This is a genomic window from Actinomadura physcomitrii (genome assembly GCF_008923205.2).
GTDB classification, from domain to species: Bacteria; Actinomycetota; Actinomycetes; order Streptosporangiales; family Streptosporangiaceae; genus Spirillospora; species Spirillospora physcomitrii.
This window is the reverse complement of sequence record NZ_WBMS02000044.1, coordinates 45,352-67,055: the sequence shown is the minus strand read 5'-3', so window position 1 is coordinate 67,055 and position 21,704 is coordinate 45,352. Positions and strand designations below refer to the sequence as shown.

General features: G+C 74.5%; 13 protein-coding genes. 6 read left to right on the top strand and 7 right to left on the bottom strand.

Annotated elements, in window-relative coordinates; genetic code table 11:
• Positions 1-123 precede the first annotated feature (123 nt).
• The 5 genes from F8568_RS37810 to F8568_RS37790 all read left to right on the top strand — a co-directional run bounded on the left by F8568_RS37810 (position 124) and on the right by F8568_RS37790 (position 4,257).
• Positions 124-525, top strand: coding sequence for a WXG100 family type VII secretion target (locus F8568_RS37810; protein ID WP_328601200.1), 402 nt, complete (start codon positions 124-126; stop codon positions 523-525).
• Between the two features lie 46 nt (positions 526-571).
• Complete coding sequence (locus F8568_RS37805; protein WP_151598429.1) at positions 572-865, top strand: WXG100 family type VII secretion target; 294 nt, start codon at positions 572-574, stop codon at positions 863-865.
• Between the two features lie 97 nt (positions 866-962).
• Positions 963-1,544 (top strand): WXG100 family type VII secretion target, encoded by a 582-nt coding sequence (locus F8568_RS37800; RefSeq protein WP_151598428.1) that lies wholly within the window; start codon positions 963-965, stop codon positions 1,542-1,544.
• A 26-nt stretch (positions 1,545-1,570) separates the two neighbouring features.
• Positions 1,571-2,749: a hypothetical protein gene (locus F8568_RS37795; RefSeq protein ID WP_160573911.1), complete on the top strand. Its 1,179-nt coding sequence runs from the start codon at positions 1,571-1,573 to the stop codon at positions 2,747-2,749.
• 83 nt (positions 2,750-2,832) lie between these two features.
• Positions 2,833-4,257, top strand: coding sequence for a S8 family serine peptidase (locus F8568_RS37790; protein WP_151598427.1), 1,425 nt, complete (start codon positions 2,833-2,835; stop codon positions 4,255-4,257).
• A 37-nt stretch (positions 4,258-4,294) separates the two neighbouring features.
• On the opposite strand, the gene F8568_RS37785 is transcribed toward F8568_RS37790, so the two are convergent.
• Positions 4,295-4,963, bottom strand: a complete 669-nt coding sequence (locus tag F8568_RS37785; RefSeq protein ID WP_151598426.1) for a hypothetical protein — start codon at positions 4,961-4,963, stop codon at positions 4,295-4,297.
• Between the two features lie 479 nt (positions 4,964-5,442).
• On the opposite strand from F8568_RS37785, the gene F8568_RS37780 reads away from it, so the two are divergent.
• Positions 5,443-6,213 carry a DUF2510 domain-containing protein gene (locus F8568_RS37780; protein ID WP_160573910.1) on the top strand — a complete coding sequence of 257 codons (771 nt, stop codon included), beginning with the start codon at positions 5,443-5,445 and terminating at the stop codon, positions 6,211-6,213.
• Positions 6,214-6,219: 6 nt separating this feature from the next.
• Here F8568_RS37780 and F8568_RS37775 read toward each other — a convergent pair whose 3' ends face one another.
• The 6 genes from F8568_RS37775 to F8568_RS37750 all read right to left on the bottom strand — a co-directional run bounded on the left by F8568_RS37775 (position 6,220) and on the right by F8568_RS37750 (position 21,695).
• Positions 6,220-7,122 (bottom strand): hypothetical protein, encoded by a 903-nt coding sequence (locus F8568_RS37775; protein WP_151598424.1) that lies wholly within the window; start codon positions 7,120-7,122, stop codon positions 6,220-6,222.
• Complete coding sequence (locus F8568_RS37770) at positions 7,119-8,519, bottom strand: glycohydrolase toxin TNT-related protein (protein ID WP_151598423.1); 1,401 nt, start codon at positions 8,517-8,519, stop codon at positions 7,119-7,121. The genes F8568_RS37775 and F8568_RS37770 overlap by 4 nt, the downstream gene beginning before the upstream one ends.
• The gene (locus tag F8568_RS37765) at positions 8,516-9,418 is read right to left on the bottom strand and encodes a glycohydrolase toxin TNT-related protein (RefSeq protein WP_151598422.1); all 903 of its coding nucleotides are present in this window, start codon (positions 9,416-9,418) and stop codon (positions 8,516-8,518) included. The genes F8568_RS37770 and F8568_RS37765 overlap by 4 nt, the downstream gene beginning before the upstream one ends.
• Entirely contained in the window at positions 9,415-10,215 is an 801-nt protein-coding gene (locus tag F8568_RS37760) for a hypothetical protein (protein WP_151598421.1), read from the bottom strand. Before F8568_RS37760 ends, F8568_RS37765 begins: the two co-directional genes overlap by 4 nt.
• Positions 10,216-10,295: 80 nt before the next feature.
• Positions 10,296-11,210 carry a hypothetical protein gene (locus F8568_RS37755; RefSeq protein ID WP_151598420.1) on the bottom strand — a complete coding sequence of 305 codons (915 nt, stop codon included), beginning with the start codon at positions 11,208-11,210 and terminating at the stop codon, positions 10,296-10,298.
• 63 nt (positions 11,211-11,273) lie between these two features.
• Entirely contained in the window at positions 11,274-21,695 is a 10,422-nt protein-coding gene (locus F8568_RS37750; protein ID WP_151598419.1) for a WXG100-like domain-containing protein, read from the bottom strand.
• Positions 21,696-21,704: the final 9 nt, after the last annotated feature.

Here is a 21,704-nt window from a genome sequence, read left to right as displayed (position 1 = left end):
CGAAACCCGTGTGACGTAGATCACGTCGGATATTCCGATCCCGCCATGAACCACTAGATCATCATTCACGTCGACATAGGCGGGACGAACGACCTATGATCGCTGACATTTCGTGCCTCAGGAGTGCTCCCCGGGCAGGCCGTGCGCCGGCTCTCTGCGGCTCCCGCGGCGCGGCGCCACAGACTCGCAAACGGAGGTGACACTGTGGGTGGACAGTCCGCAGTCGACAGAAACGCAATGCAGCAGGCGGCGACGCGGATCGAGGACTCCGCGAACATCGTCAAGGGCCTGCAGAGCCAGCTCGAGGGCCACAAGTCCTCGCTCATGTCCGGCTGGGCCGGCAACGCCGCGGTGTCGTTCGACCGGGTCTTCAACGAGTTCCAGACCGAGATGAACAAGGTGCGCACCGCCCTCGACGGCATGCACCAGAAGCTGACCCACACGAAGATCACGTACGAGTCGACCGAGCAGGAGCAGACCGACGCGGTCAACAAGATCAACCAGCTGCTCAACGGCGGCACCTGATCCGTCCCTCCACCCGCCGACCCCCTGAACGCGAAGGACTCGTGACGTGAGCGACAGTTACACCAAGGCAAACTTCGGCACCATGCAGCAGGCGCAGGCCGACTTCTCGCTGGCCTACCGCGCCCTGACCGACGAGCTCCACGACCTGGAGAAGAGCCTCGAGCAGCACCTCTCCCAGTGGGAGGGCGACGCCCAGGGCGCCTACTGGGAGGCCAAGCGCACGTGGGACGCCGCCGCCGCCCACATGGGCCAGGTCCTCAACCAGCTCGGTGTCGTCATCGGCGAGGCGCACAGCAACTACAGCGCTGCGGAGCGCCGCAACCAGGGCATCTGGGGCTGAACGACCGCTGGACCGCCTACGTCGTGCCGCCCCCTCCGGGCCGCACGACGTAGGCGCGCCAGGGGGGTCCGGAGGCCATTCGCCAGGAGGATGAGCTATGAGCAAGTACAACCTGCCGCCCGAAGCGCTCGCGAAGGTCGACTACACCTACACGACTGGTGCCGGTGAGTACACGCAGGTCCACACCCAGCACGGGATGACCCAGCAGGAGTGGAACGACCTTCCCGAGTCCGAGCAGCGGCGGCTCTACTACCAGTACGGTATCCCGGCCAAGAGCCCGACGGATCCCTCCAACGCCGTCCCGCGCGGCTCGCAGCCCGACGACGAGAAGTGGGGCATCGAGGCCGACGACGGATACGAGGTCGACCCCAAGGAACTGCGCGACCTGGCCAGCAAGATGCACAGCGAGTTCACCGGCTGGCAGCAGCGCCTCGGCAAGGTCCAGAAGATCGCCATCACCACCGGCAACCTCGGCGGCGTCCCGGGCAGCGAGAGCTTCGTCGACCTGGCGAACCAGTCGCGCGACGGCTTCGGCACGTACATCAAGAACATCACCGACGCCTACAACGGCGTGATCGAGAAGCTGAAGGCGACCGCGGACAACTACGAGGCCGCCCACGGCAAGAGCCAGCAGCAGGTCAACGGCATCAATTCCGGCGGCAACGCCAACTTCAAGTAACCCGCCGAACGGAGGGAGGTAGAGCCATGGGCCAGGAGTACTACGTCATCCGCGGCTCCCAGTCGTGGTCCAAGCCGACTGCCGACGGGATGAGTCTCGACGACGTCAAGAAGAAGCTGTCGAGCATCAACTCGGAGCCGGTCAAGGACGCCGGCACCGCCTACTCCGACGCGGCGGACGCTCTCGCGGAGATGAGCACCGCGCTTCGCGGGTTCGCCCAGACGCTCGTCAAGCACTGGAAGGGCGACGAGGCCAAGAAGGCCGTCGCGCAGCTCCAGCAGGTCCACAAGACCTCGATCGAGCTCTCGAACAGCAGCCACACGAACGCCTCGACCTACCACTGGTACGGCACCCAGATCCTCGACTGGTACAAGCAGGCCGGTAAGGACGCCAGCGATGGCTGGATCCACACCAGCGGGGACGACAAGGGCGGCCGGGAACTGATGCAGCGGTTCCTGAACCGCACCGGCGAGGCCTTCAACGCCCACCCGGCCCAGATCACCAAAGACCTTCCCGAGGACCACGGTGGGCTCAGCGACAAGCCGACCTACCCCGGTGGCCCCGGCTCCGGAGGCGGTGGCGGCTTCGGCGGCGGAGGCGGCGGCCTGCCCGGCGGAGGCGCCGGCGGTGCTGGCGGCGGCTTCGGCAGCGACCCCGGCGGCCTCGGCAAGTTCGGCTCCGGCGGCGCCGGCGGCTCCAACCCGTTCGCGCCCGCGGCCGACGGCGGTCCGCACCTTCCGGGCGGCGGCGGTGCCGGCAGCGGCGGCTTCGGCAGCGACCCCGGCGGCCTCGGCGGCGGTGGCGGCAGCCTCGGCAGCGACCCCGGCGGCCTCGGCAGCGACCTGTCCAGCTTCCCCGGCGGCGGTGGCGGCGGAGGTCTTCCGTCCACCGGCCTCGGTGGAGGCGGCGGTGGCGGCTTCGGCGCCGACCCGGGCGGCCTCGGCGGCGGCGCCGGCGCGGGCGGCGGCCTCGGCGGCTTCGGCACGACCCCGGGCGGCCTCGGCGCCGCGGGCGGTGGCCTCGGCGCGGGCGGAGCGGCCGGTGCGGCCGGACGCGCCGGCGCCGGCCGCATGGGCGGCATGCCCATGGGCCACGGAGGCCACGGCAACGGCAAGGAAGAGGAGCGCGAGCGCACGACCTGGCTGTCCGAGGACGACGACGTCTGGGGCGCCGACGATGACACCGCACCTCCGGTGATCGGCTGATCGCCGCGGTACCGACGACATGAACAGGGCGGACGGGGGCCTGACCTCCGTCCGCCCTTTCCGCATCTGGATGGGATAGGACAATGCGACGGCTGATCCAAGCGGCGGCGACGGCGGCCGCGATGGGCCTGGCTCTCGGGCCGGTGACCGCGGCCCATGCGGGACCCATCGAGCAGAAGGAGTGGTGGTTCGACTCCTGGGGGATCAGGACGGACGTGTGGCCGCAGAGCAAGGGCGCCGGCGTGACCGTCGCGGTGGTCGACACCGGGGTCAACGCCTCGCTGCCCGACCTGAAGAGCGCCGTTGTGCCTGGCAAGGCCTTCAACGCGTCAGGGCAGCCCACAGCCGGTGACGCGACGCAGGACGAAGACCCCAACGAGGGGCACGGCACGGCCATGGCCAGCCTCATCGCGTCCCGCGGCACGCAGACGGGGTTCTACGGCATCGCTCCCGAAGCGAAGATCCTGCCGATGCACGAACCGGGCCTTTCCCCGGATGCGACGTCCGCCGTGATCCGCTACGCGGCGGACCATGGTGCCAAGGTGATCAATTTCTCGCAGGGCGCGTCGTCCGCGGTCTACCCGAACCACTGCCCGCCGAAGATGGTCGAGGCGCTCAAGTACGCGGACAAGAAGAACGTCGTGGTCGTCGCCGCCTCCGGCAACTCGGGCGACTCCGGCAACGATGTGGAGATTCCCGGCTCCTGTCCCGGTGTGCTCACCGTCGGTGCGGTCGACCACCAGGGCAAACCGTGGGAGCACACCCAGCGGCAGGACTACGTCACGGTCGCCGCACCGGGCGCCGGCGTCGGCGGTATGGGCAAGACAGGGCACGTCTACAACAACGGCGAGGGGACGAGCCAGGCGACCGCACTGACGTCCGGGGCGGTCGCTCTCCTCCGCAGCAAGTACCCGCAGATGACGGCGCGCCGGGCCGTCCAGGTGCTGACCAACACGGCGAAGGACTTCGGGACGCCGGGCAAGGACGACCAGCTCGGCTTCGGCGTCATCAGCATTCCGCGGGCGTTGAAGAACGACGTTCCGCAGAACGCGAAGAACCCGGTCTACGACCGGCTCGACAAGGCCGTCGTCAAGGGGTCCACGGGGGGTGGCGGCAACCAGGCCGCGCCCGCGACGAAGAGCGACAGCAGTGATTCCGGCGGCTCGAACGGACCGCTGATCATCGGCGGGATCGTGGTCGTCGTCGTGCTGGTCGGTGCCGGGCTGTTCATCGTGATGCGGCGCCGGAAGCCGAGCGGGGCGGCCGGTGCGTCTTACGCGCCCTTCCCGAACGGGCCGCAGCCGATGGGGCAGCCGGGCACGCCTCCGTCCTTCGGCGGCAACACCGGCGGCCAGCCGCTGCCCCCGCAGGGCGGCGGCCAGCAGTTCCAGGCGCCCCCGCAGGGCCGGCCGAACCCGAACCTGGCGCCGCCGCAGAGCGGGCCGAACATGGCGCCCCCCGCGCCGCAGGGACCGCCCAACCCGAACCTGGCGCCGCCTCCCGAGTGATCGTTGCTGACCCGGGCCGGTCGGTGGCCGGCCCGGGTCAGCGGCGCACGCAGGTCTTGCAGGACGACAAGGCCGTGGTGACGTCGCGTGCGACGGCTTGGGCGGCCTCGCGCGTCACCGATTCGTCCAGCGGGACGGCCTTCTTCTGAACCGCGACCCCGTCATGGTCGAGCGGATAGGTGGCGCCGTCGAAGTCGACGGTGATGACGGCGTTCTCCGTCCGGACGACCATTCTCGAGGTGCCGCTGCGTCCGAGCGCGGTCGTCGTCACGCTGTGATGCAGAAAGGCGTCGTCGCCGAGCCCCCGCGTGAGGACCGGCGCCTCGTTGTGGATCGATCCGACGCTGTCGGTGACCGTCCCCTGTGCCGACGTCCGCCAGGCCGACTGGTAGTCGGACTTCGCATCGGCGAGCCCAGAGGCACCCACGAACAACCGCATCGCCACCCGCAGATGCCGCGAGATCAGCGTCTTGCCCTTCTGCGCGCTGAGCGGCTCGCGCCATTCGCAGGACGCGTACCGCTGGTCGCCGGACGCCCCACCGGTGTCCGGCGTCGGCTTCTCCGCCGCCGGCATGTACTTCGACAGGACGGCCGCGGACGGCGCCTGACACGCCTCCGGCAGCGCCGCGAAGTGGATCCGAGGCGGGGGCTTCTCATCGGCCCCCGACGTCCCCCAGAGCACCGCACCACCGCCCACGACGACCACCGCAGCCGCCCCTGCGATCGCTGCTCGCGGCCGAGCCTTCAACCACCCAAGGGCAGACCTCCGCGCCGTCCCCTCAGGGGCTGAGAGAGGCTCTGAGCCCTCCTCGGACGGCTCCGGCGTGGCGTCCTCAGCCGCGGCCTCGCCCCCGCCATCGGCCTCCTGAGCCTCCCGGTACGACCCGTCCAGCTCCTGATCGGGAGCAACGAACTCCGGCCGCGAACCCTCAGCCAACCCCCAAGCCCCCAAACCACAACGAGCGGGTCATCCGATACGCCGCGAGGTTAACACCGAACCGAACGCCCGTTCCCGCGCATCGGAGACGCTCGCCGGTTCCTCGGGACGGCCGCGCCGACCGGCCGGAGGCGCGGTCTCGTGACCGCGGTTCGGCCGGCCGCGCCCTTTCCCGCGGGCGGCGGCTCGCAGGGGGCGGGAGCGGATATGTTCGGGGCGGTTGGTGGCGTTGTCGGGAGGTGTGGATCGTGACTCAGGCCGGGTGGTACGCGGACCCGTACGGTGGGGGTGGGCACCGGTGGTGGGACGGGACGAAGTGGACCGACCACGTCAACGCGACGCCCGCTCAGCAGGTACAGCCGCAGCAGTCCATGCCGCAGCCGGTCCAGCAGGTCCCGCCGCAGCCTGTTCAGCAGGCGCAGCCTGTTCAGCAGGCGGGTGTGCAGCAGGGGCAGGGCGGGCCGGTGCTGCACAAGACGCGGTACGGGGTCGAGCTGCATGCGGACGCGCACTCGATCACGTGGGACGGGACGACGATCGAGCTGGCGAAGGCCGAGTTCGTCGGGTACACGGCGGTGCAGTCGCGGATGCGGGGGCCGTTCAACATCGGCAGCGTCCACACGTCGACGGACTACCATTTCGAGATCGGGTTCTTCCCCGTCAACGAGGCGCCCGGGATCGCGTTCGAGGAGACGGGGCTGCGGGCGAACACGCCGCCGTCGGACTGGCAGTTCCTGGTCGACCTGTCCAGGACGTACGTGGAGCCGCGGCTGCTGCGGCAGTTCCTCGCGGCGGTCGAGGCGGGGCAGACGGTGGACGTCGGCAAGGTGCGGATCAACCGGAACGGGTTCGTCGGCGGGAACGTGTCGCGCGGCTGGGAGGGTATCGAGGGCGTCACGTTCGACAAGGGCTGGTACTTCGTCCACGCGCGGGGCGCGGGCAAGCCGATCCTGAGGGTGCCGCAGCAGAACCAGAACGTGATGCTGCTCCCGCGGATCTTCGACGCCCTCAAGCGCTGACGGGGGTCAGCCGCGGGGGTGGAGCCAGGCCGGGGTGTTGGCGGGTTCGCGGGGGAACAGTTCGAGGTCCTCGGCGTAGGCGGACGGCGCGGGGGCGGTCTTCCAGCGCGGTTCGGTGTCGCGGGTGTATTCGATCTGGTAGGAGAACGGGAACGTCAGCACGAAGCGGGCGGTGAACCAGGTGCCGAGGCCGTCGGCGTACATGCCGCGGCGGAGCCGGTCGAACAGGTCGCCGGCGGCGGGCGGCGGCGTCCACAGGCTGGGCATGTGGGTGTTGCACATGAGGAGCTGCGCGAGGGATTCGGCGTGGGAGCCGAGGGCGTTGTGGTAGACGTCGGCCTGCTGCCAGCCGGCGGGGAGCGCGTCGACGAGCAGTGAGGTGAGGTCCTCGAGGAGGTCCTTCTGCTCGACGGGGCCGAGGGGCCGGACGGGCTCGGGCGGCAGCGCGGGGCGGACGGTGCGGGCGCGCAGCCAGCCGGGGACGCTCTCGTCGGCGCGGGGGAAGGCGGCGAGGTCCTGGGCGTAGGCGTCGTCCGGGATGTCGGGGTCCCAGTGCGGGTCGTAGTCGTTGTTGAAGCTCGTGTAGTAGGAGCCGGGCGGGTCGAGCATGACGCGCATGCTGAGCCAGGTGCCGCGGTCCTGCCGGTACATGATGGAGCGGAGTTCGGCGGCCATGTCGAGGATGTCGCGGGGCAACTCGGTGGGACGGGTGGTGCCGTCCTCCATCGCGACGGTCAGCGCGGCGTCGGACACGGCGACCGTCATCATGATCCGCAGGTCGATCCGGCGCCAGCCGGCGGGGGCGGCCTGCGCCAGCAGCACGGCGATGCCGCGGGTGAGTTCCTGGTAGCGGGCCTGGTCGTAGGGGAGGGGGCCGCTGCCGGGGGCCGGACCGGTGGGCTGGGTCATGGCTGCTCCTCTGGCCGGTGGACGGTGGGGCCGGGCTCGCCGCCGGGCCCGGTGATCTCGACGAGGTGGCCGGACGCGACGAGGTCGGCGATCGGGTCGACCAGGGTATAGCCCATGCCGGTCTCCTCCGGGGGCGCGTCCGAGCCGATCGGGCCGGCCTCGAACAGGACGGGGCGGGCGCGGAGCGGCTTCTGGACGCGGTACACCCGGTAGGTGAGGCCGCGCAGGGTGTTGTGGCCGCGGCGCAGCCAGGGCGTGCCGATCTCGAAGACGAACCGGTCGGCGGGGTCGTGGTAGGTGTCGACCTCCTTGCCCGCCGGGAGGGTCTCGCCGAGCGGCTCGGGGGCCGGTTCGGGCTCGGGGGGCGGTTCGGGCGCCGGGACGGGCAGCCCGATCGCGGCGAGCCGGCGGCAGACCTCGTGGACGGACACGTACGGGCCGTGCTCGGGGGCCGGGCCGGGGAAGCAGACGAAGTATCCGCCGGGCCGGTTGGCCATGCCCTCGAGCGCGATGAACGGGCCCGGGGAGGTGGGGCGCGGTGAGGCGTAGGTGCGGGTGACCGGTGAGTCATCGGGGTCGGCGGCAAGGTTCCAGGCGTCCTGCTTCTTGCGGGCGGAGCGCTGCCTGGTGATGATCCCGGCGGTCTGCAGCACCTGGCTGTTGATCTCCAGGCCCGCGTCGGCCATCACGCCGGCCATGGCGTGGACGGTGGCGGCGCGGGGGTCGTCGAAGGGCCGGACGGACGCGTCGGGGCCGATGGCGAGCCAGGCGCCGTCGGTGCGGGCGATCGTCCAGCAGCCGTCGGCGACGGTCCCGACGCGGAGGCGGTCGACGCCCGGGACGTAGGCGGCGAGCCTCTCGCGGGCGCGTCCGAACAGGGCTGGGAGTTGTGCGGCCAGATCGTCCTGCGGGGCGGTGCGGAGGGTGTCCGGGGAGAACGCCTCGCCGGCGGCGTGCAGGGCGCTCAGGCGGCCCAGCCAGCCGGGGACGTACGCGTCGGGACGGGGGAACCGGGCGAGTTCGGCGGCGGCGTCGGCCGGGGCGATCTCGTCCGCCCAGGCGAACTCGTCGGGCTGGTCGGCCTCGACGCCCCATTCCAGGCCGTCCGGGCGGTTCCAGAGGGAGTAGGCGAGGGACAGCCAGGCGCCGTAATCGGGGTGGTAGGTCATCTCCCGGTGGCGGCGCAGCAGCGCGGGGATCGCGCTGCCCGGGACGAGCCGCGCCGCGCGGGCGACGGCGCCGGGCGCGGAGCCGTCCTCGTGGCCGGTGAGCTGGACGACCTCGTGCCCGCCGACGGCGCGATAGGTGAGGCGCGCGTCGCGCCAGCCGCCGCCGAGCAGCCGCACGACCTCGTCGATCAGGCCCTGCAGGTGCGCCTTCTCCTCTTCCGGGGTCATCGTGCGGCCTCCCCGCGCGGTCCCGTGGTCTCGGCCAGGCGGCCGTCCCGCAGGAGGTCGGCTATGGAGTCGACGAGGTAGAAGCCGCGGCCCGCGCCCGTCGACCGCCCGCGCGGGACGATCGTGTACTCGAGCGGGAAGGCCGGGTGGACGCGCAGCGGCCGCCGGACCTCGTAGAAGCGGTGCTCGTACATCTCGGGCATGCCCTGCAGGCCGCGCTTGTGGAACGGCGTGCCGGGCTCGTACAGGAACACCTGGTCGGTTCCGCCGTAGCCGTCGAGGACGGTGCCCTCCGCAAGCGTCTCGGCGGGGTCGCCGGGGCCGTCCGGCAGCTGGTCGCGAACGGCCAGCTCGAACACCCGGTGGACGGTCACGAACCCGCCGCGCTCGGGCGCGGGCTCGCGGCGGAGCGCGAAGTAGCCGGGTTCGCGGCCGATCAGGCGCTCCAGCGGGACGCACGGCACCTCGGGGCCGGGACGGGGCGCGTCCTCGGACGCGTCCCGCAGCCGCTCGCCGGCCTCGGTGAAATACCACGGGCCCCGGTCGGTGAGGTCGTCCGGCGCGGGGCGGATGATCCCCGCCATCTGGAAGACCTTCGGGTTGAGTCCGGTGCCGGCCTCGGTGAGCAGGCCGCCGACCGCGTGCGCGACGGCGGCGCGGGCCGTCTCGTGGTCCTCGCCGATGGCGGAACGGTCGTCGCCGTCCGTCCGGACGGATCGCCAGCCGTCCCCGGCGCGCAGCACCGACCAGCAGCCCGCCTCCAGGCGCCCGACCCGGAAGCGGGCGGCGGCGTCGCGGGTCCAGTCGGCGAGCAGGCGGCGGGCCCGGTGGAACAGGATCGGGCTCTCGGGCGCCAGCGCGGCCGTCAGCTCGTGCTCGTCCTGCGGGGCGCCGGTCATCCGGCCGGCCGGTTGATCGTCGCGACGGCCTCGGCGCGGGTCTGCTCGTCCACCTCCGGTACCCGGAAGTTCTCCGCGGAGGCGTACCCGACCAGGCGCGGCTCCGGCGGGACGCCGTGCACCCGCAGGTAGTAGTGGACGGCGCCGGGCCAGATCCACGTGCCGTCGGTGTGGTACGTCAGCGGTACATCGTCGGGGTGCGCCGGATCGAGCAGGTCGTTGTCGTAGCCGCGCGCGGCGAGCACGATCGGCGCCTCCCGCAGGTAGCGCAGCAGCGCCTCGACCTCGTGCTCGGGGACGGGCGGCCGGTCGTAGCGGGGGGTGCCGTCGGCGCCGACCTCGTCGAAGACCCGCGCGATCCGCAGCGCGGCGGGCACCGGCGGCGGCGTCCCGGCCAGGCCGCGCCCGCTCAGGTACTCCTCGAACAGCGGGTGGGTCCGCTTGCTGATCGACCGAATCAGCGCCCGCTCCTCGGCGCTCAGCGGGCGCCGCTCCTGCTCGGCGGTCTTCTCCAGCCCGTCCATGGTCTCGTACAGGGCCTTCACCGCGCCCTCGCCGAGCCCGTTGCGCGCCCGGAACATCTCCACCGCCGGGACGAAGTCCTCGAACGGCATCTCCTCGATGTCGGCGTCCCGGTTGAAGTTGATCTCGCTGAAGTAGCGCATCTCCCGCACGAAGTCGCCCCTGCGGGGCGTGCAGGCGACGCAGTCGAGCCCGCCGCCCGGCGGCTCCACGAAGACGACCGGCCGCTCGTTGTAGGTGAAGTAGCGCGGATGTGTCTTCCTCGCCGGGCTCATTGCAGTCGATCTCCGTTACGACGAACAGGGGGATACGGTCCGAGGATAAGGGCGGCGTCGCCGCAGGTCGGCGCCGGAGGCTACTGCTCGGCCAGCCGCCGCAGGTCGGCCAGGGCCGCGGCCTGCTGCTCGGCCGCGTCCGCCGGGACGGTGCCGGACAGGTGGTCCTCCGGCAGCCCCCGGAACGCCCGGATCGCCTGCACGGCGTGCACGCCCGCCTCGAACGCGTCCGACAGCCGGGCCTTCCACAGCCCGGTCGCGATCTCCCCGGCCCGGCCGGCCGGGACGCGCCGCAGGTAGCCGGCCGCGTCGCCGGACACCGCCGCCCACACGTACCCGACGAGGTTCCCGCCCAGCACCACCGGCAGGTGCACGACCGGCCCGGCCGTCTCCTCCGGATACGCCGGCATCGGGGCGCTGATCAGCGGCCCCCAGCCCTTCGACCGGTCCGCGGGCGTCCCGTCCGGGAACAGGCCGTCCTGGATGAGCGGGCCGGGCGAGCGCGGAGCGTCCGGGTTCAGGGACGCGCCGAGCTCGTTCACCCCCGGCGCCCACTGCTCCTGCGCGTCCGCCGGGATCGCGCCGCCCTGCGGGTCCTCGGGGACGCCGCGCCACCGGCGGACCGCGTCCTGCGCGGGCAGGCCCTCGTCGTAGGACTGGTCCAGCCGCCGGTTCCACAGCACCGACGCGTCCAGGCTGCGCTCGAAGAACGCCAGGTTGCGGATGAACCCGCACGCCTTGGTGTTGCTCTCGGCGGCCCACAGGTAGCCGAGGAGGTCACCGCCCGCCATGACCGGCAGGTACAGCACCCGCTGCCGGGTGAAGCGCTCGTAGCTCTCCCGCGGCGGGACCGGCGCGCCCGGCAGCGCCGGCGCGGGCGGCAGGTCGAGCGGGTCGTGGGCGCCGCCCGGGGACGGCAGCGGCTGCGAAGGGTCGGGAGGCCAGGGCATGCCCGGATACCCGCTGTTACCGCCCGGGTGAGGCGGGGTGCTCATGGCATCTGTCCCTTCCGAATCTGCATGGCGTCCCGTTGTGCGCCGCGTCCCCTGCGGCGGACGTCAGCGGGGCGGATACGCGTCCGCCCAGATGTCGAACGTGGGCCGCTGGACCCAGCCGCCGTCCCTGGTCTTCGACCAGGTGAATCCAGTATGGACGACGTTCGTGATGCGATATCGGGTGCCGCGGGGCAGGATCAGCTCCCGCTGGTCCGGATAGGCGCTGCGGGTGCCCATCCAGAGGCCGTGCGCGCCCTCCGGCAGCCGCATCCGCATCCGGAACTCGAACGGGTTGTTGTCAACCACCGCCGGGTTCACCCCGAGCGAGGTCGACATGTAGCCCGGCTCCGTCTGTGTCATACCGATCAGCATCCGGGGATCGCGGTTGCCGAGCGGCGTGCCGTCCGGGGCGAGCAGGAACGACACGTCGTGCAGCCCCCGGACCGTCTCCACCGGCTCCAGCAGCGGCTGGTGCAGCGCCTGGTCCAGCTCGGCGACCCGCCGCCAGAACGCCTCCGGCGTCGGGTCCCCGCCGAAGTACCGGCTCAGCCGCTCATGGTCCTCGTGCTGCCGCCAGATCTCCTGCAGCCGCAGCTCGGGGCTCTCATGTGACAGGACGTACTGGACGATCTGCCGCTGGTAGTCCGTCAGGTCCGGGCGGCGCCACATGGCGTTCAGCGCGCTCGAGTCGACCGGCATCCGGCCGCCGTTCAGGTACATCAGGTGCTGCGCGTAGTTCTCCTCCAGCCGCATCTGGTTCAGGTACCGGCCGACGTCCGCGCCCGGCCGCAGGTGCGGGTTCGGCATGGACTGCACCGTGTACCAGTGGACGGCCTGCTGGAGATGCGGCGGGAGCTGCTGGAACACGTGCGCCAGCCGGGTCTCGCCGTACAGCTCGCCGTCGTGGTCGCTGTCGAACCGGCGGACGGTGTCGGAGTCGACGTGCCCGATCTCCGGGTGGTGCGGCCCGCCGGGATGCGCCGGCGCGTGCTCGTCCGGCCGGTGCGCCGCCGGGTGCCCGGCGGCGGGGTCGTGCGAGCCGGGATGCGTCCCCGGGTGCGCGCCCGGATGCGTGCCGGGGTGCGTCCCCGGATGCGTGCCGGGGTGGGCGGCCGGTGTCGTGCCGGGACGGGCACCGGGCGCGGTTCCCGGGTGCGCGGCGGGACGCGTGTTCGGCGGCACGCCGGAACCGGCGGGCGGACGGCCGCCCGGACCCGTCCCCGGATGGGCGCCGGGCCGCCCGCCCGGACCCGCGCCCGGGTTCGCGCCAGGCCGGACACCGGGGGCACCGCCGGGAGCGGCACCGGGGTGCGCGGCCGGGTCGGCTCCGGCGCGGACGCCCGGATGGACGCCGGGGTTCGCACCCGCGTGGACGCCCGGGTGCGCGGCCGGTGTCGCGCCGGGGTGGGCGGCAGGGGTGGCGCCCGGGTGGACGCCCGGGTTCGCGCCTGCGTGGACGCCTGGATGCGCCGTCGGTGTCGCGCCGGAGTGGGCCGCCGGGTTGTACGGGGTGTGCGGGGCGCCGTAGCCGGGCGCCGGACGGCGCGGATCGGCGTGCCCGGTGTGCCCGGTGTGCGGCGGGCCGCCGTTCCAGCCGTTGCCGCCGGCGGGCGGTTCGGGATCCCGGCGGCGCCGGAACCAGTCCCGCAGCCCGCGGGCCTCCGCGTCGCCGCGCGGATGCCCGTCGTCCCCGCCCCGGTGGCCGGGGGCGTAGCCGCCCTCGCCGGCGGGCGCGGTGGAGCCGTCGGGGTGGTGCGCGGTCCACGAGCCGTCCGGCGGCAGGCCCGGCCGGACCTGCCCGCCCGCGTCGGTGTGGCCGGACGAGGCGTACACGTTCCCGTCGCCGTCCGACCAGGCCAGCCCGTGCGGCGCCACGACCGGGACGCCGAGCCGCTCCGCCAGCCGGGCGGCGAACTCGCCGTCGCCGGTGTGGCAGGACAGCAGCAGCACCTCGCGGCCGTTCCAGTTCGGGTCGTTGCGGATCAGGTCGGCGAGGTCGTCCACGCCGAGCCGGCGCCCGCCGGGGAGCCGCAGCCCTTCCGCGTCGCCGTGCCCGTCCACCACGAACCGGTGCGGGTCCGCCGGGACCCGCCGCGCCAGGTCGCGCATCGCCGGGTCCGAGGGGTCGTGGAACGACCGGCCCGCCGGGGTCTCGTCGCTGCCGCGGAACACCTCGTGCAGGTGCGGCGGCAGATCGGCCGGGATCTCGGTCTCTCCCCGGTGCGCGGCCTCGTGCTCGCCCTCGTGGGTCTGCTCGCCCTCATGGGCGCCCTCCGCCTCGGACGGCGCGTGCTGCGGCTCGGCCTCGCGCTGCTGCGGCTCCGGCGGCCCCTCCTCGGCCGTGGTGCGCAGATGCGGCGGCAGCGCCTGGTCCAGGGCGTCCTTGAACTGCTCGTTGAGGCGCCGGTTGACCGCCTCCACGACGGCCTGCTCCTCGTTCGTCAGCCCGGGCTCGCGGACACCGCGCGCCGCCTGCTCGTCGGCGACGTTCGGCAGGTCCCGCGAGACCTCGTACAGCGAGTGCTCGTGATCGGCGACGGCGTCGAACGACCGCAGGTGCAGGCGCAGCTCGCCGATGTGCCCGTTCGGCATCCGGACCGTCATCCGGATGTCGCGGTAGCCGCTCGGCTGCGGGCTGCGCAGCCGGTCCTTGATCGACACCACGTCGACGCCGTGCCGCCGCGTCACGTCCTGGACCCGGTCGAGCGCGCGGTACAGGTCCGCGACGTTGTCGAACTGGACCTTGCCGCCCAGCAGGTCGTTCAGCTTGGACGCGTCGCCGTCGTTCTCGCTGATGATCTTGTCGAGGGCGCGCACCCGGTCCTTGGGGCCCGGCCGCATCTTCGCGTCCTCCGGCTCGTTCGCCAGGTCGCGCAGGATGCCGTGCAGCGTGCCCCGCTGCTCCTCGGCCGCCCGGTACAGCTCGTCGAGGTAGTCGTTGACCAGCGGGCTGTCCTTCGGCAGCGGACGGCCCTCGCCGGCCCGCGCCTGCTCCGCCGCCAGCGCCTCCCGGTCGAACCCGGGCTGGGCCGGCGACTTCGACGTGCCGATCTCGCCGATGACCCGGTCGCTGATCCGCGTCTGCCAGTCCTCCAGCGGCGTCGGGACGGGCCGCGCGGGCCCGTCGGCGAGCACCGCGTCCGCGCCCCGCTCGTTCACCTCCCGGACCGAGTCCTCCAGGATGTGGACGGCCTCGGGGTGCGACAGCAGGCTGTGCAGCGTCCGCGGCCGCGCCAGCAGCGAGTCGTGGAGCGCCTGCTCGGCCCGGGTCAGCGGCGGCGGCCCGTTCCCCTCGATGATCCGCGCCAGCTCCGGATGGTCCGGCAGCCGGTTGCGCAGGTCGTCGTCCAGCAGGTCGCCGAGCCGGTCGCCCCGGTCGTTGACCACCGTGTCGCGCGCCTGGTCGACGACCTGGCGGAGCTGCTCGTTCTCCTGGATCCGGCGCATCAGCTCCGGATCGGCCGTGCGGGGCCGCTCGCCCTCCGGCTCCGCCGCCCGCGACCGCGGCTGCGGTCCGGACTCGGCGCGGGGCGCCTCGCCCTCCAGCCGCACCGGTCCGTCGCCGCGTCCCGCCTCGCTCGGGGACGGCGCGTTCTCGGTCTCCGGACGGGCGTCCGCCGTCCTCGGAGCGGCGTCCGTGCCGGGGGTGCTCTCCGCCGGGCGAACCCGTTCGCCGCCGGGCGGGACCGTGCTCTCGCCCCGGGGAGCCTCCCCAGGGCGCGCCGTCTCCGGCGACCGGCCCGCGGAGCCCGCGGTGCCCTCCGTCCGATGCGGCCCCGGTGAGCCGACCGTGGACGGCCGCCCCGGATCCCCGGAACCCGCCTCGGGCCTGGGCGCCGTGCTCGGCGACTCCGACTCGTACCAGCCGTAATGGGTTCGAGCGTCCGGACGCGAGGCCTCCGGCGTCACCGCGGCCTCGGAACCGGGCCGCTCCTGCGTCCCGCGAGCGCCTTCCCGCCCGGGCTCCGGCGTCTCGCCCGCACCCGGCTCGCGGCCGGACGGCTCACCCGCCCGCGCCGCGGCACCGCCCGGCTCGCCACCGGAAGGCTCCGCCGCACGCGGCTCGCCGTCGTGCGGCCGCGGCTCGGCGCCGGACGGCTCGGCAGTACGCGGCTCCGTGCCCGAGGGCTCGCCTGTGCGCGGCTCGGTGCCGCGAGGTTCGGCCGTGCGCGGTTCGGCGCTGGACGGTTCCGTGGTGCGCGGTTCGGCGCTGGATGGCTCGCCTGTGCGCGGTTCGGTGCTCGACGGCTCGGCCGTGCGCGGCTGGCCGCTCGACGGTTCGGGGCTCGGGGACGGTTCGGGGCCGGCGACGCGCTGGTCGCCCGGTTCGGGACGGGGGCCGCGCATGCGGGGCTGCGGCGCGTCCGACCCGGCGGGATGCGCCGGCGGCTGGGAGCCGCCGCCCGCCGGGGGAGTGGAACCGCCCGGAGCGCCGCCGCCGCGGAGGTTCGGCGGCAGGTTGTGGTAGCTCCGGTAGTGCGTGTAGACGGTCGGCTCGCCGCCCGGGACCGGGCTCGGGACGGTCTCCGTCCAGCGGACGTGGATGACCTCCGGCGTGATCCGGCCCCCGTTCGGCTCGGGGAAGAAGTCGATCCGGTCGATCGTGTGCCCGGCCCGGTCCTGGGCGCGCAGGTGCGCCTCGAACGAGCGGGCCCAGCTCTCGCTCGGCTCGAAGTCGGCGCCCCTGTTCCCGCGGTTGGTCCTGCTCTCCTGCGGGAAGTAGTTGATCCGTTCGCCGGGGCCGCGTCCCTGGTGCGGGAAGATGTGGCCGCCGTCGAAGGACCCGCCCGGGTACTCGCCCGGATGGTTGGTCGACGCCGACGGGGGGCTGCCGCCGCCGATGTGGCCGACGTCCGTCTGCACCGGCTCGTTGCGCTGCTTGTGGCCCGCGCCGTACTCGGGGCGGCCGCTCGCCGTGTCCGCCTGGCCGTGCTCGTCCGTGTGGTACGCGAACGTGCCCGGTTCGACGCCGTTGTCGGTGTAGTCGCCGTGGCGGGCGGCGTCGGGCGGGTCGAGGCGGCTGGGGTTGCTCACCTCGAACCGGTCGTGCGGCTCGATCAGGTAGTGGGTGTTCGGCTTGGGTACGTGGTGCGCGGCGGCGTTGGCCGGTGTGTCGCCGAGTTCGGGGTTGAAGCCGCGGGTCTTGTCGCCGTACCAGGTCCGGACGTGCGTGACGTTGCGTTCGCCGTCCGTCCAGAACACGCCGTGCAGCTTGCCGTCCGGGCCCCTGACCTCGATGCGCGCGTTCCTGGGCAGATCCGGCTGGTTGGTGAAGGGGCCGCTCGCGTTCGGGTCGTACCTGACGGGCCACTCGATCGGCGTGGCGTCGGCGGGCGGGTCGAACCGGACGGCGGACGGGGCCGAGCCCTGCCCGTGGGCGTTCTCCTCCCCGGTGAAGATGTGCGGGTTCGCAAAGCCGAGGTCGATCCGGTGCGTGACGCCCGGCTCCGGGCGCGTGACGTCGACGTTGTCGTTCGGCGGGACGACGTGGGCGCCGGGCTCGTCGGAGGTGTAGTTCGTGATGTGGGTGACCTCGCGGTCGCCGTTGGTGTAGGCGATGCTGCGCGGGGTCCTGCGGCCGTCGGGGCCGACCTCGTGGACGGTGTAGCGGGAGTTCGGCTGCAGGGGGCCCGCGTCCACGACCCGCTGGCCGGGATTCAGGTCGATCGACCTGTCGGGGGCGTCGCGCGGCGGGTCCCATTCGGCCTGCTGGTGCGGCATGCGGGGGCCGCTCGGCTCGTCGGCCGCACCGCCGGACGGCTGGTCGGGCGGCGGGGTCGAGCCGTCGCCGCCGGTGGGGTCGGACCCGTCCTCGCCGGGCCGGGACCGCCGGAACCGCGGGCCGTCCTCGCCGCGCGCCCGCTCGCCGGGGTGCGGCTCGGTCTCGCCGCCGGGACGGCGCTCACCGGGCGTGAGCTCGCCGCTGTCGTGGCGCGGCGGGGCCTCGCCGCGGCCCGGTTCGGTGTCGTTCGTGCGGGGACGGCCCTCGTCGGGGCGGGGTTCGGTCTCGTTGGAGCGCGGGCGTCCCTCGTCGGGGCGCGGTTCGGTCTCGCCCGCGGCCGGGCGGTGCTCGCCGGCGTCGGGGCGCGCGGGTTCCTCGCCGCGGCCGGGCCCGCTCTCGTGCGGACGGCCGTCGTCGGAGGGGAGCCGCCCGCTGTCGTGGCGCGGCGGGGTCTCGCCTTGGCCCGGTTCGGTCTCGTTCGTGCGCGGACGGCCGTCGTCGGGACGCATCTGGCCGTCCTCGCGGCGGGGCGCGCCCCGGTCGGTGCCCGGCGTGCCGTCGTGGGGCGTGCCGTCGTGGGGCGCGCTGTTGCGCGGGGTGGAGCCGTTCTGGGCGGACGGTGCGCCGCCGGGCGACTCGCCGCGGAAGTGGCGGTCCATCACGTCGCCGACGGCGCGGGCGAGCGCGCGCGGGTTCTCGGCGAGGCGGTGCTCGGTGAACGCCTCCGCCATCAGCTCGTGCGGGTTGGTCGCCCCGTACTGCGACAGCGCGTTCTCGATGCGGGACTTCATGGCGGGGTCGTGCGGCTGCGTGGCGTCGTAGGGGACGCCGAGCGCGTCGGAGATCGCCTGGTTCAGCTCGCCCCGCAGCACCGGGTCGTTGAGGAGCCGCTGCCCGAGCTGGTGCCCGAACTCGTGCGTGAACACGCCCTCGGTCGACCCGCCGCCGGGGACGGTGAAGCCGTCCGCCTCCTCGTCGGCGCCCTCCGCGCTGCGCGCCGCGTTGTCGCCGAACGCGTCCTCGTTGATGTAGATGCCCTGGTCGGGGCCGCCCGGCCGGGCGTAGGCGAGGGTGTCGGCCTCGTTGGGCGGCATCTGGATCGACTCGATCCGGTTGAGCCGCTGCATCGTGCCGGGGTAGTCGGCGGCGAGCCGTCCGATGGCCCGGTTGATCTCGGCGGCGGACGCCGGGTCGATCGGGTGGGACGTGAAGTCGACCGCCGGCGCGTCGTCGCCGAACTGCGACAGGATCTCGCGCGCCTCGCGCTCGGCGTCCCCGAGGTCGTGGGCGGTGTCGCCGCCGTCATGGTCGCCGGATGCGTCGTCGCCGGACGTGTCGCCGGTGTCGTGGTCGCCGGTGCCGTCGTCGGCCTGGGCGTCGTGCGGGGCGGACGCCTCCGGCTGCTCGTGCTCGCCCGGCGTCCCGGCCTGCTCGGGGTGCTCTTCCGGCGTGCCGGACCCGTCCGAGGGCTCGGCGGTGCGCGGGGACGGGGCGTCGTTCTCCTGGGAGGGACCGCCCTCGTCGGGCGCGTCACCGCGCACGACGCCCTGGTCGTCGACGTCCTGGATGGGCCGCTCGCCGGGGTCGCCGTCGGTGACGGGACGCTCGGGCGCCGGCTCCCCGCCCTCGTCGCCGGACGGTGTCCGCTCGCGCCCCGCGTCGGCCGGCGGGCCGTCGGGCCGGACGACGCCTTGGTCGTCGAGGTTGCGGATGGGGTGCTCGGCGGGGTCGCGGGGGGTGTTGTCGTCGGTGAGCGGACGCTCGGGCGCCGGCCGCGCGCCCTCGTCGCCGGACGGCGTGTCGGGCGCGGGCTGCGCGTTCTCCGCCTCGGACGGCGTGTGATCGGCCGGCGGACGGCCGTTCTCCCCTGCGGGAGGAGCCTGCTCGCGCGGCGGCTGTGCGTTCTCCATGCCCGGGCCGGCCGGCGTCTCGAGCGGCGGCTGCGCGCCGCTCTCGCCCGGCGCACGGCCGTCGCCGTCACCCGGCCGCGACGGTTTCGGAACGCGTCCCGACTCCTGCGGCGAGCGCGACGTGGACTCCGGACGCCCCGAGCCCGACGACGGCGTGCTCGTGCGGACCCGCGAGCCCCCGGTCCCGCCGGACGCGCCGCCGCCGCGCGCGGCGGAGCCGCCGCCCATGCCGCCCATCGCGCCCATCGGCATCGGCACGCCCGCGACGAAGCCGGGCTGGCCGCCGGACGCGTCGGACCCGCCGTGGTCGGGCGCGTCCATCGCGTCGGGCAGGTCGGCGGTCGAGTGGCCGCCGTCCTGCGCGTCGGACGTCCCGGCCGTGCTGGTGGGCGGAACCTCGCCGCCTTCGGGCACGGACGGGTCGCCGCCGGTCGGCGCTCCGCCGTCCGGCGACGGGTCGGAGCCGCCGCCGGTCGCCGTGGAGCCGCCGCCCGAGGGCGTGGATCCGCCGGTCGTGCCGGAGCCGCCGCCGGTCGGGGCGGTGCCGTGGTCGCCGGAGGGTGTGGAGGCGCCGCCGGACGGCGTCGTGCCGCCGCCCTCGGCGGTCGTCCTGCCGCTGCCGCCGGTCGGGGTCGTGGTGCTCCCGCTCGCCGGAGGCGTGGCGGTGCCGCCATCCGGAACGGGGCCGCCTGCCGGGGCCTCGGTGCGGCCGCCGGACGGTGCCTCGCCGCCTGGCGTGGGAGTGGGCTCGCCGCCTGCGGACGGCGCGGTCCGGCCGCCGGACGGTGCTTCGTCGCCCGGGGTCCGGGTGTGCTCGCCGCCCGATTCCGGGGTGGGGTCGCCGCCCGGGGCCGGCGTGGTGTGCTCGGTCTCCGGGGGCGTGGTGTCGCCGCGGGTCGGTGCCTCGCCGTCCGCCGCGGGCCGGTGCTCGCCGTCCGGGGGCGTGGCGTGCTCGGCGGGCGACGGGGCGGTGGGCTCGCCGGTCGAAGGCTCAGTACCGCCGGACGGCGAGGTGTGCTCTTCACCGGGGGACGTGTGCGTGTCGCCCGGGATGCCCGGGCCGTCGCCGCCGGCGCGGGACGGGGTCGAACCACCGGACGGTGCTTCGTCGCGGCCCCGGCCGGAGCCACCGCCGGACGAGCCGGACCCGGTGGACGGGCCGCCACCGCCCGGGGAACCCGGGGTGCCGCCGGCCGCGCCGCCTCCAGGCCGGGCGCCGGCGGGGCCACCGCTCGAACCGCCCGCACCGCTCGAACCGCCCGCACCGCTCGAACCGCCCGCGCTGCCGCTGCCCGAACCGCCGGAGCCGGAGCCCGAGCCGCCGGAGCCGGAGCCCGAGCCGCCGGAACCCGCGGTGCCCGAGCCGCCGCCCGCGCTCGGGGACGCACCGCCGGGGACGCCGCCGCCGGCCGCGGGCGCGCCGCCGGGCGCCGTGCCGCCGCCCATGGGGACCGCGCCGCTCGGCCCGCCGCCGGACGAGGAGGAGCCCGGGGCGCCGCCGTCCGAGCCGGATGGGGATCCGCCGCTGAAGGCGCCGGGGCTGCCGCCGAGGCCGCCGCCGGAGGAGGACGAACCGCCGCCGCCTCCACCGCCGCCTTCCGGGGCCGCCGAGGCGAGGCTCACATTGTGGTTCCCCCCACCGCCGGTGTCGCCGAGCAGGGTGGAGATGCGGTTGCCGCCGCCTCCGCCGGAACCACCGCCGTCGGAAGAACCGCCGCCGCCTCCGCCGCCGTGCGAGCCGCCACCACCGCCGGAGCCGCCGCCGGAGGAGCCGCCGCCACCGCCGGTGGCATGCGAACCGCCGCCTCCGCCGGAGCCGCCGCCGTCGGACCCGCCCCCGCCCGAGCCGCCCTCGCCGGAACCGCCGCCGGTCGACGGGGCGTGCGTGGTGGACGGGGTGGGGTCGACGCTCGGCGGCGCGGGGTCGCCGCCGGGGATCCCGCCGTCGAACTCCTTCAGCCCGCTCTTGCCGCCGCCGACCGCGCCGCCGAACGCGCCCGACGTGGCGCCCTTCGCGATGGCGTCCCAGCTCAGCGGGTCGCCGTGGATCGCGGACGTGGCGACCGTGCCGGCCACGCCGCTGACCGCCTCGGACACGCCGTCGCGCGCCATGCCCTTGAACATGTTGCCGAGCGGGGTCGCCGCCGCGTCGCCGACGCCGGGGATCTTGCCCGCGCCGAAGCCGATGCCGCCGGAGATCGCGCCGCCGATCGCGCCGTCCAGGGTGGCCTGGCCCGTCTTGGCCCAGTCGACGCCCTTCCGGTTGCCCTGGGCGATCTGCACGCCCTGGACGATCAGGTCGAGCCCGCCGCCCTGCAGCGCGCCGAACGCGGCGCCCTTCAGGACCGCGCCGAGGAACTTCTCCCCGAGCTTCTCCATCAGCTCTTTGAAGATGGTGCGGGCCGTGACCTGCGCCGCGCCCTCCACGGCCGGGATCCCCGCGGTGGACGCGCCGAACGTCTCGAACGCCGCCGCGATCAGCATCGCGATCTCGATCGCGGTGACGATCAGCAGCGCGATGAACATGTACTTCGCGTACTCGATGTCCAGGGCGCCGTTGTCCATGACGTCGGCGAGCTTGTTGCAGGCGTCCGCCATGCTCGGCAGCAGCCGCGGATCGGTGGTGATCCACTGCTCGACGTTCTTCTGGAACTTCTCGGCGGCCTCCGCGTCGAGGGTGCCGCGCACGTCGTTGACGCTGCCGGTGACGTCGCCGACGAGGTCGTTGATCGAGGTGGCGGCCTGCCGCCAGGCGTCCGCGCAGCGCCGCATCGCGGTCTCGTCGCCCTCGGGCCAGTCGGAACCGACGATCCACGACAGCCACTGGACCTCGGCGGGGATTTCCAGACCCACGGGATCAGC

What these genes read in the sequence shown, in the direction of transcription:
- F8568_RS37800 (WP_151598428.1), top strand. Translation starts at nt 963, where the DNA reads ATGAGCAAGTACAACCTGCCGCCCGAAGCGCTCGCGAAGGTCGACTAC.
- F8568_RS37795 (WP_160573911.1), top strand. Translation starts at nt 1,571, where the DNA reads ATGGGCCAGGAGTACTACGTCATCCGCGGCTCCCAGTCGTGGTCCAAG.
- F8568_RS37790 (WP_151598427.1), top strand. Translation starts at nt 2,833, where the DNA reads ATGCGACGGCTGATCCAAGCGGCGGCGACGGCGGCCGCGATGGGCCTG.
- F8568_RS37775 (WP_151598424.1), bottom strand. Translation starts at nt 7,122, where the DNA reads ATGACCCAGCCCACCGGTCCGGCCCCCGGCAGCGGCCCCCTCCCCTAC.
- F8568_RS37770 (WP_151598423.1), bottom strand. Translation starts at nt 8,519, where the DNA reads ATGACCCCGGAAGAGGAGAAGGCGCACCTGCAGGGCCTGATCGACGAG.
- F8568_RS37765 (WP_151598422.1), bottom strand. Translation starts at nt 9,418, where the DNA reads ATGACCGGCGCCCCGCAGGACGAGCACGAGCTGACGGCCGCGCTGGCG.
- F8568_RS37760 (WP_151598421.1), bottom strand. Translation starts at nt 10,215, where the DNA reads ATGAGCCCGGCGAGGAAGACACATCCGCGCTACTTCACCTACAACGAG.
- F8568_RS37755 (WP_151598420.1), bottom strand. Translation starts at nt 11,210, where the DNA reads ATGAGCACCCCGCCTCACCCGGGCGGTAACAGCGGGTATCCGGGCATG.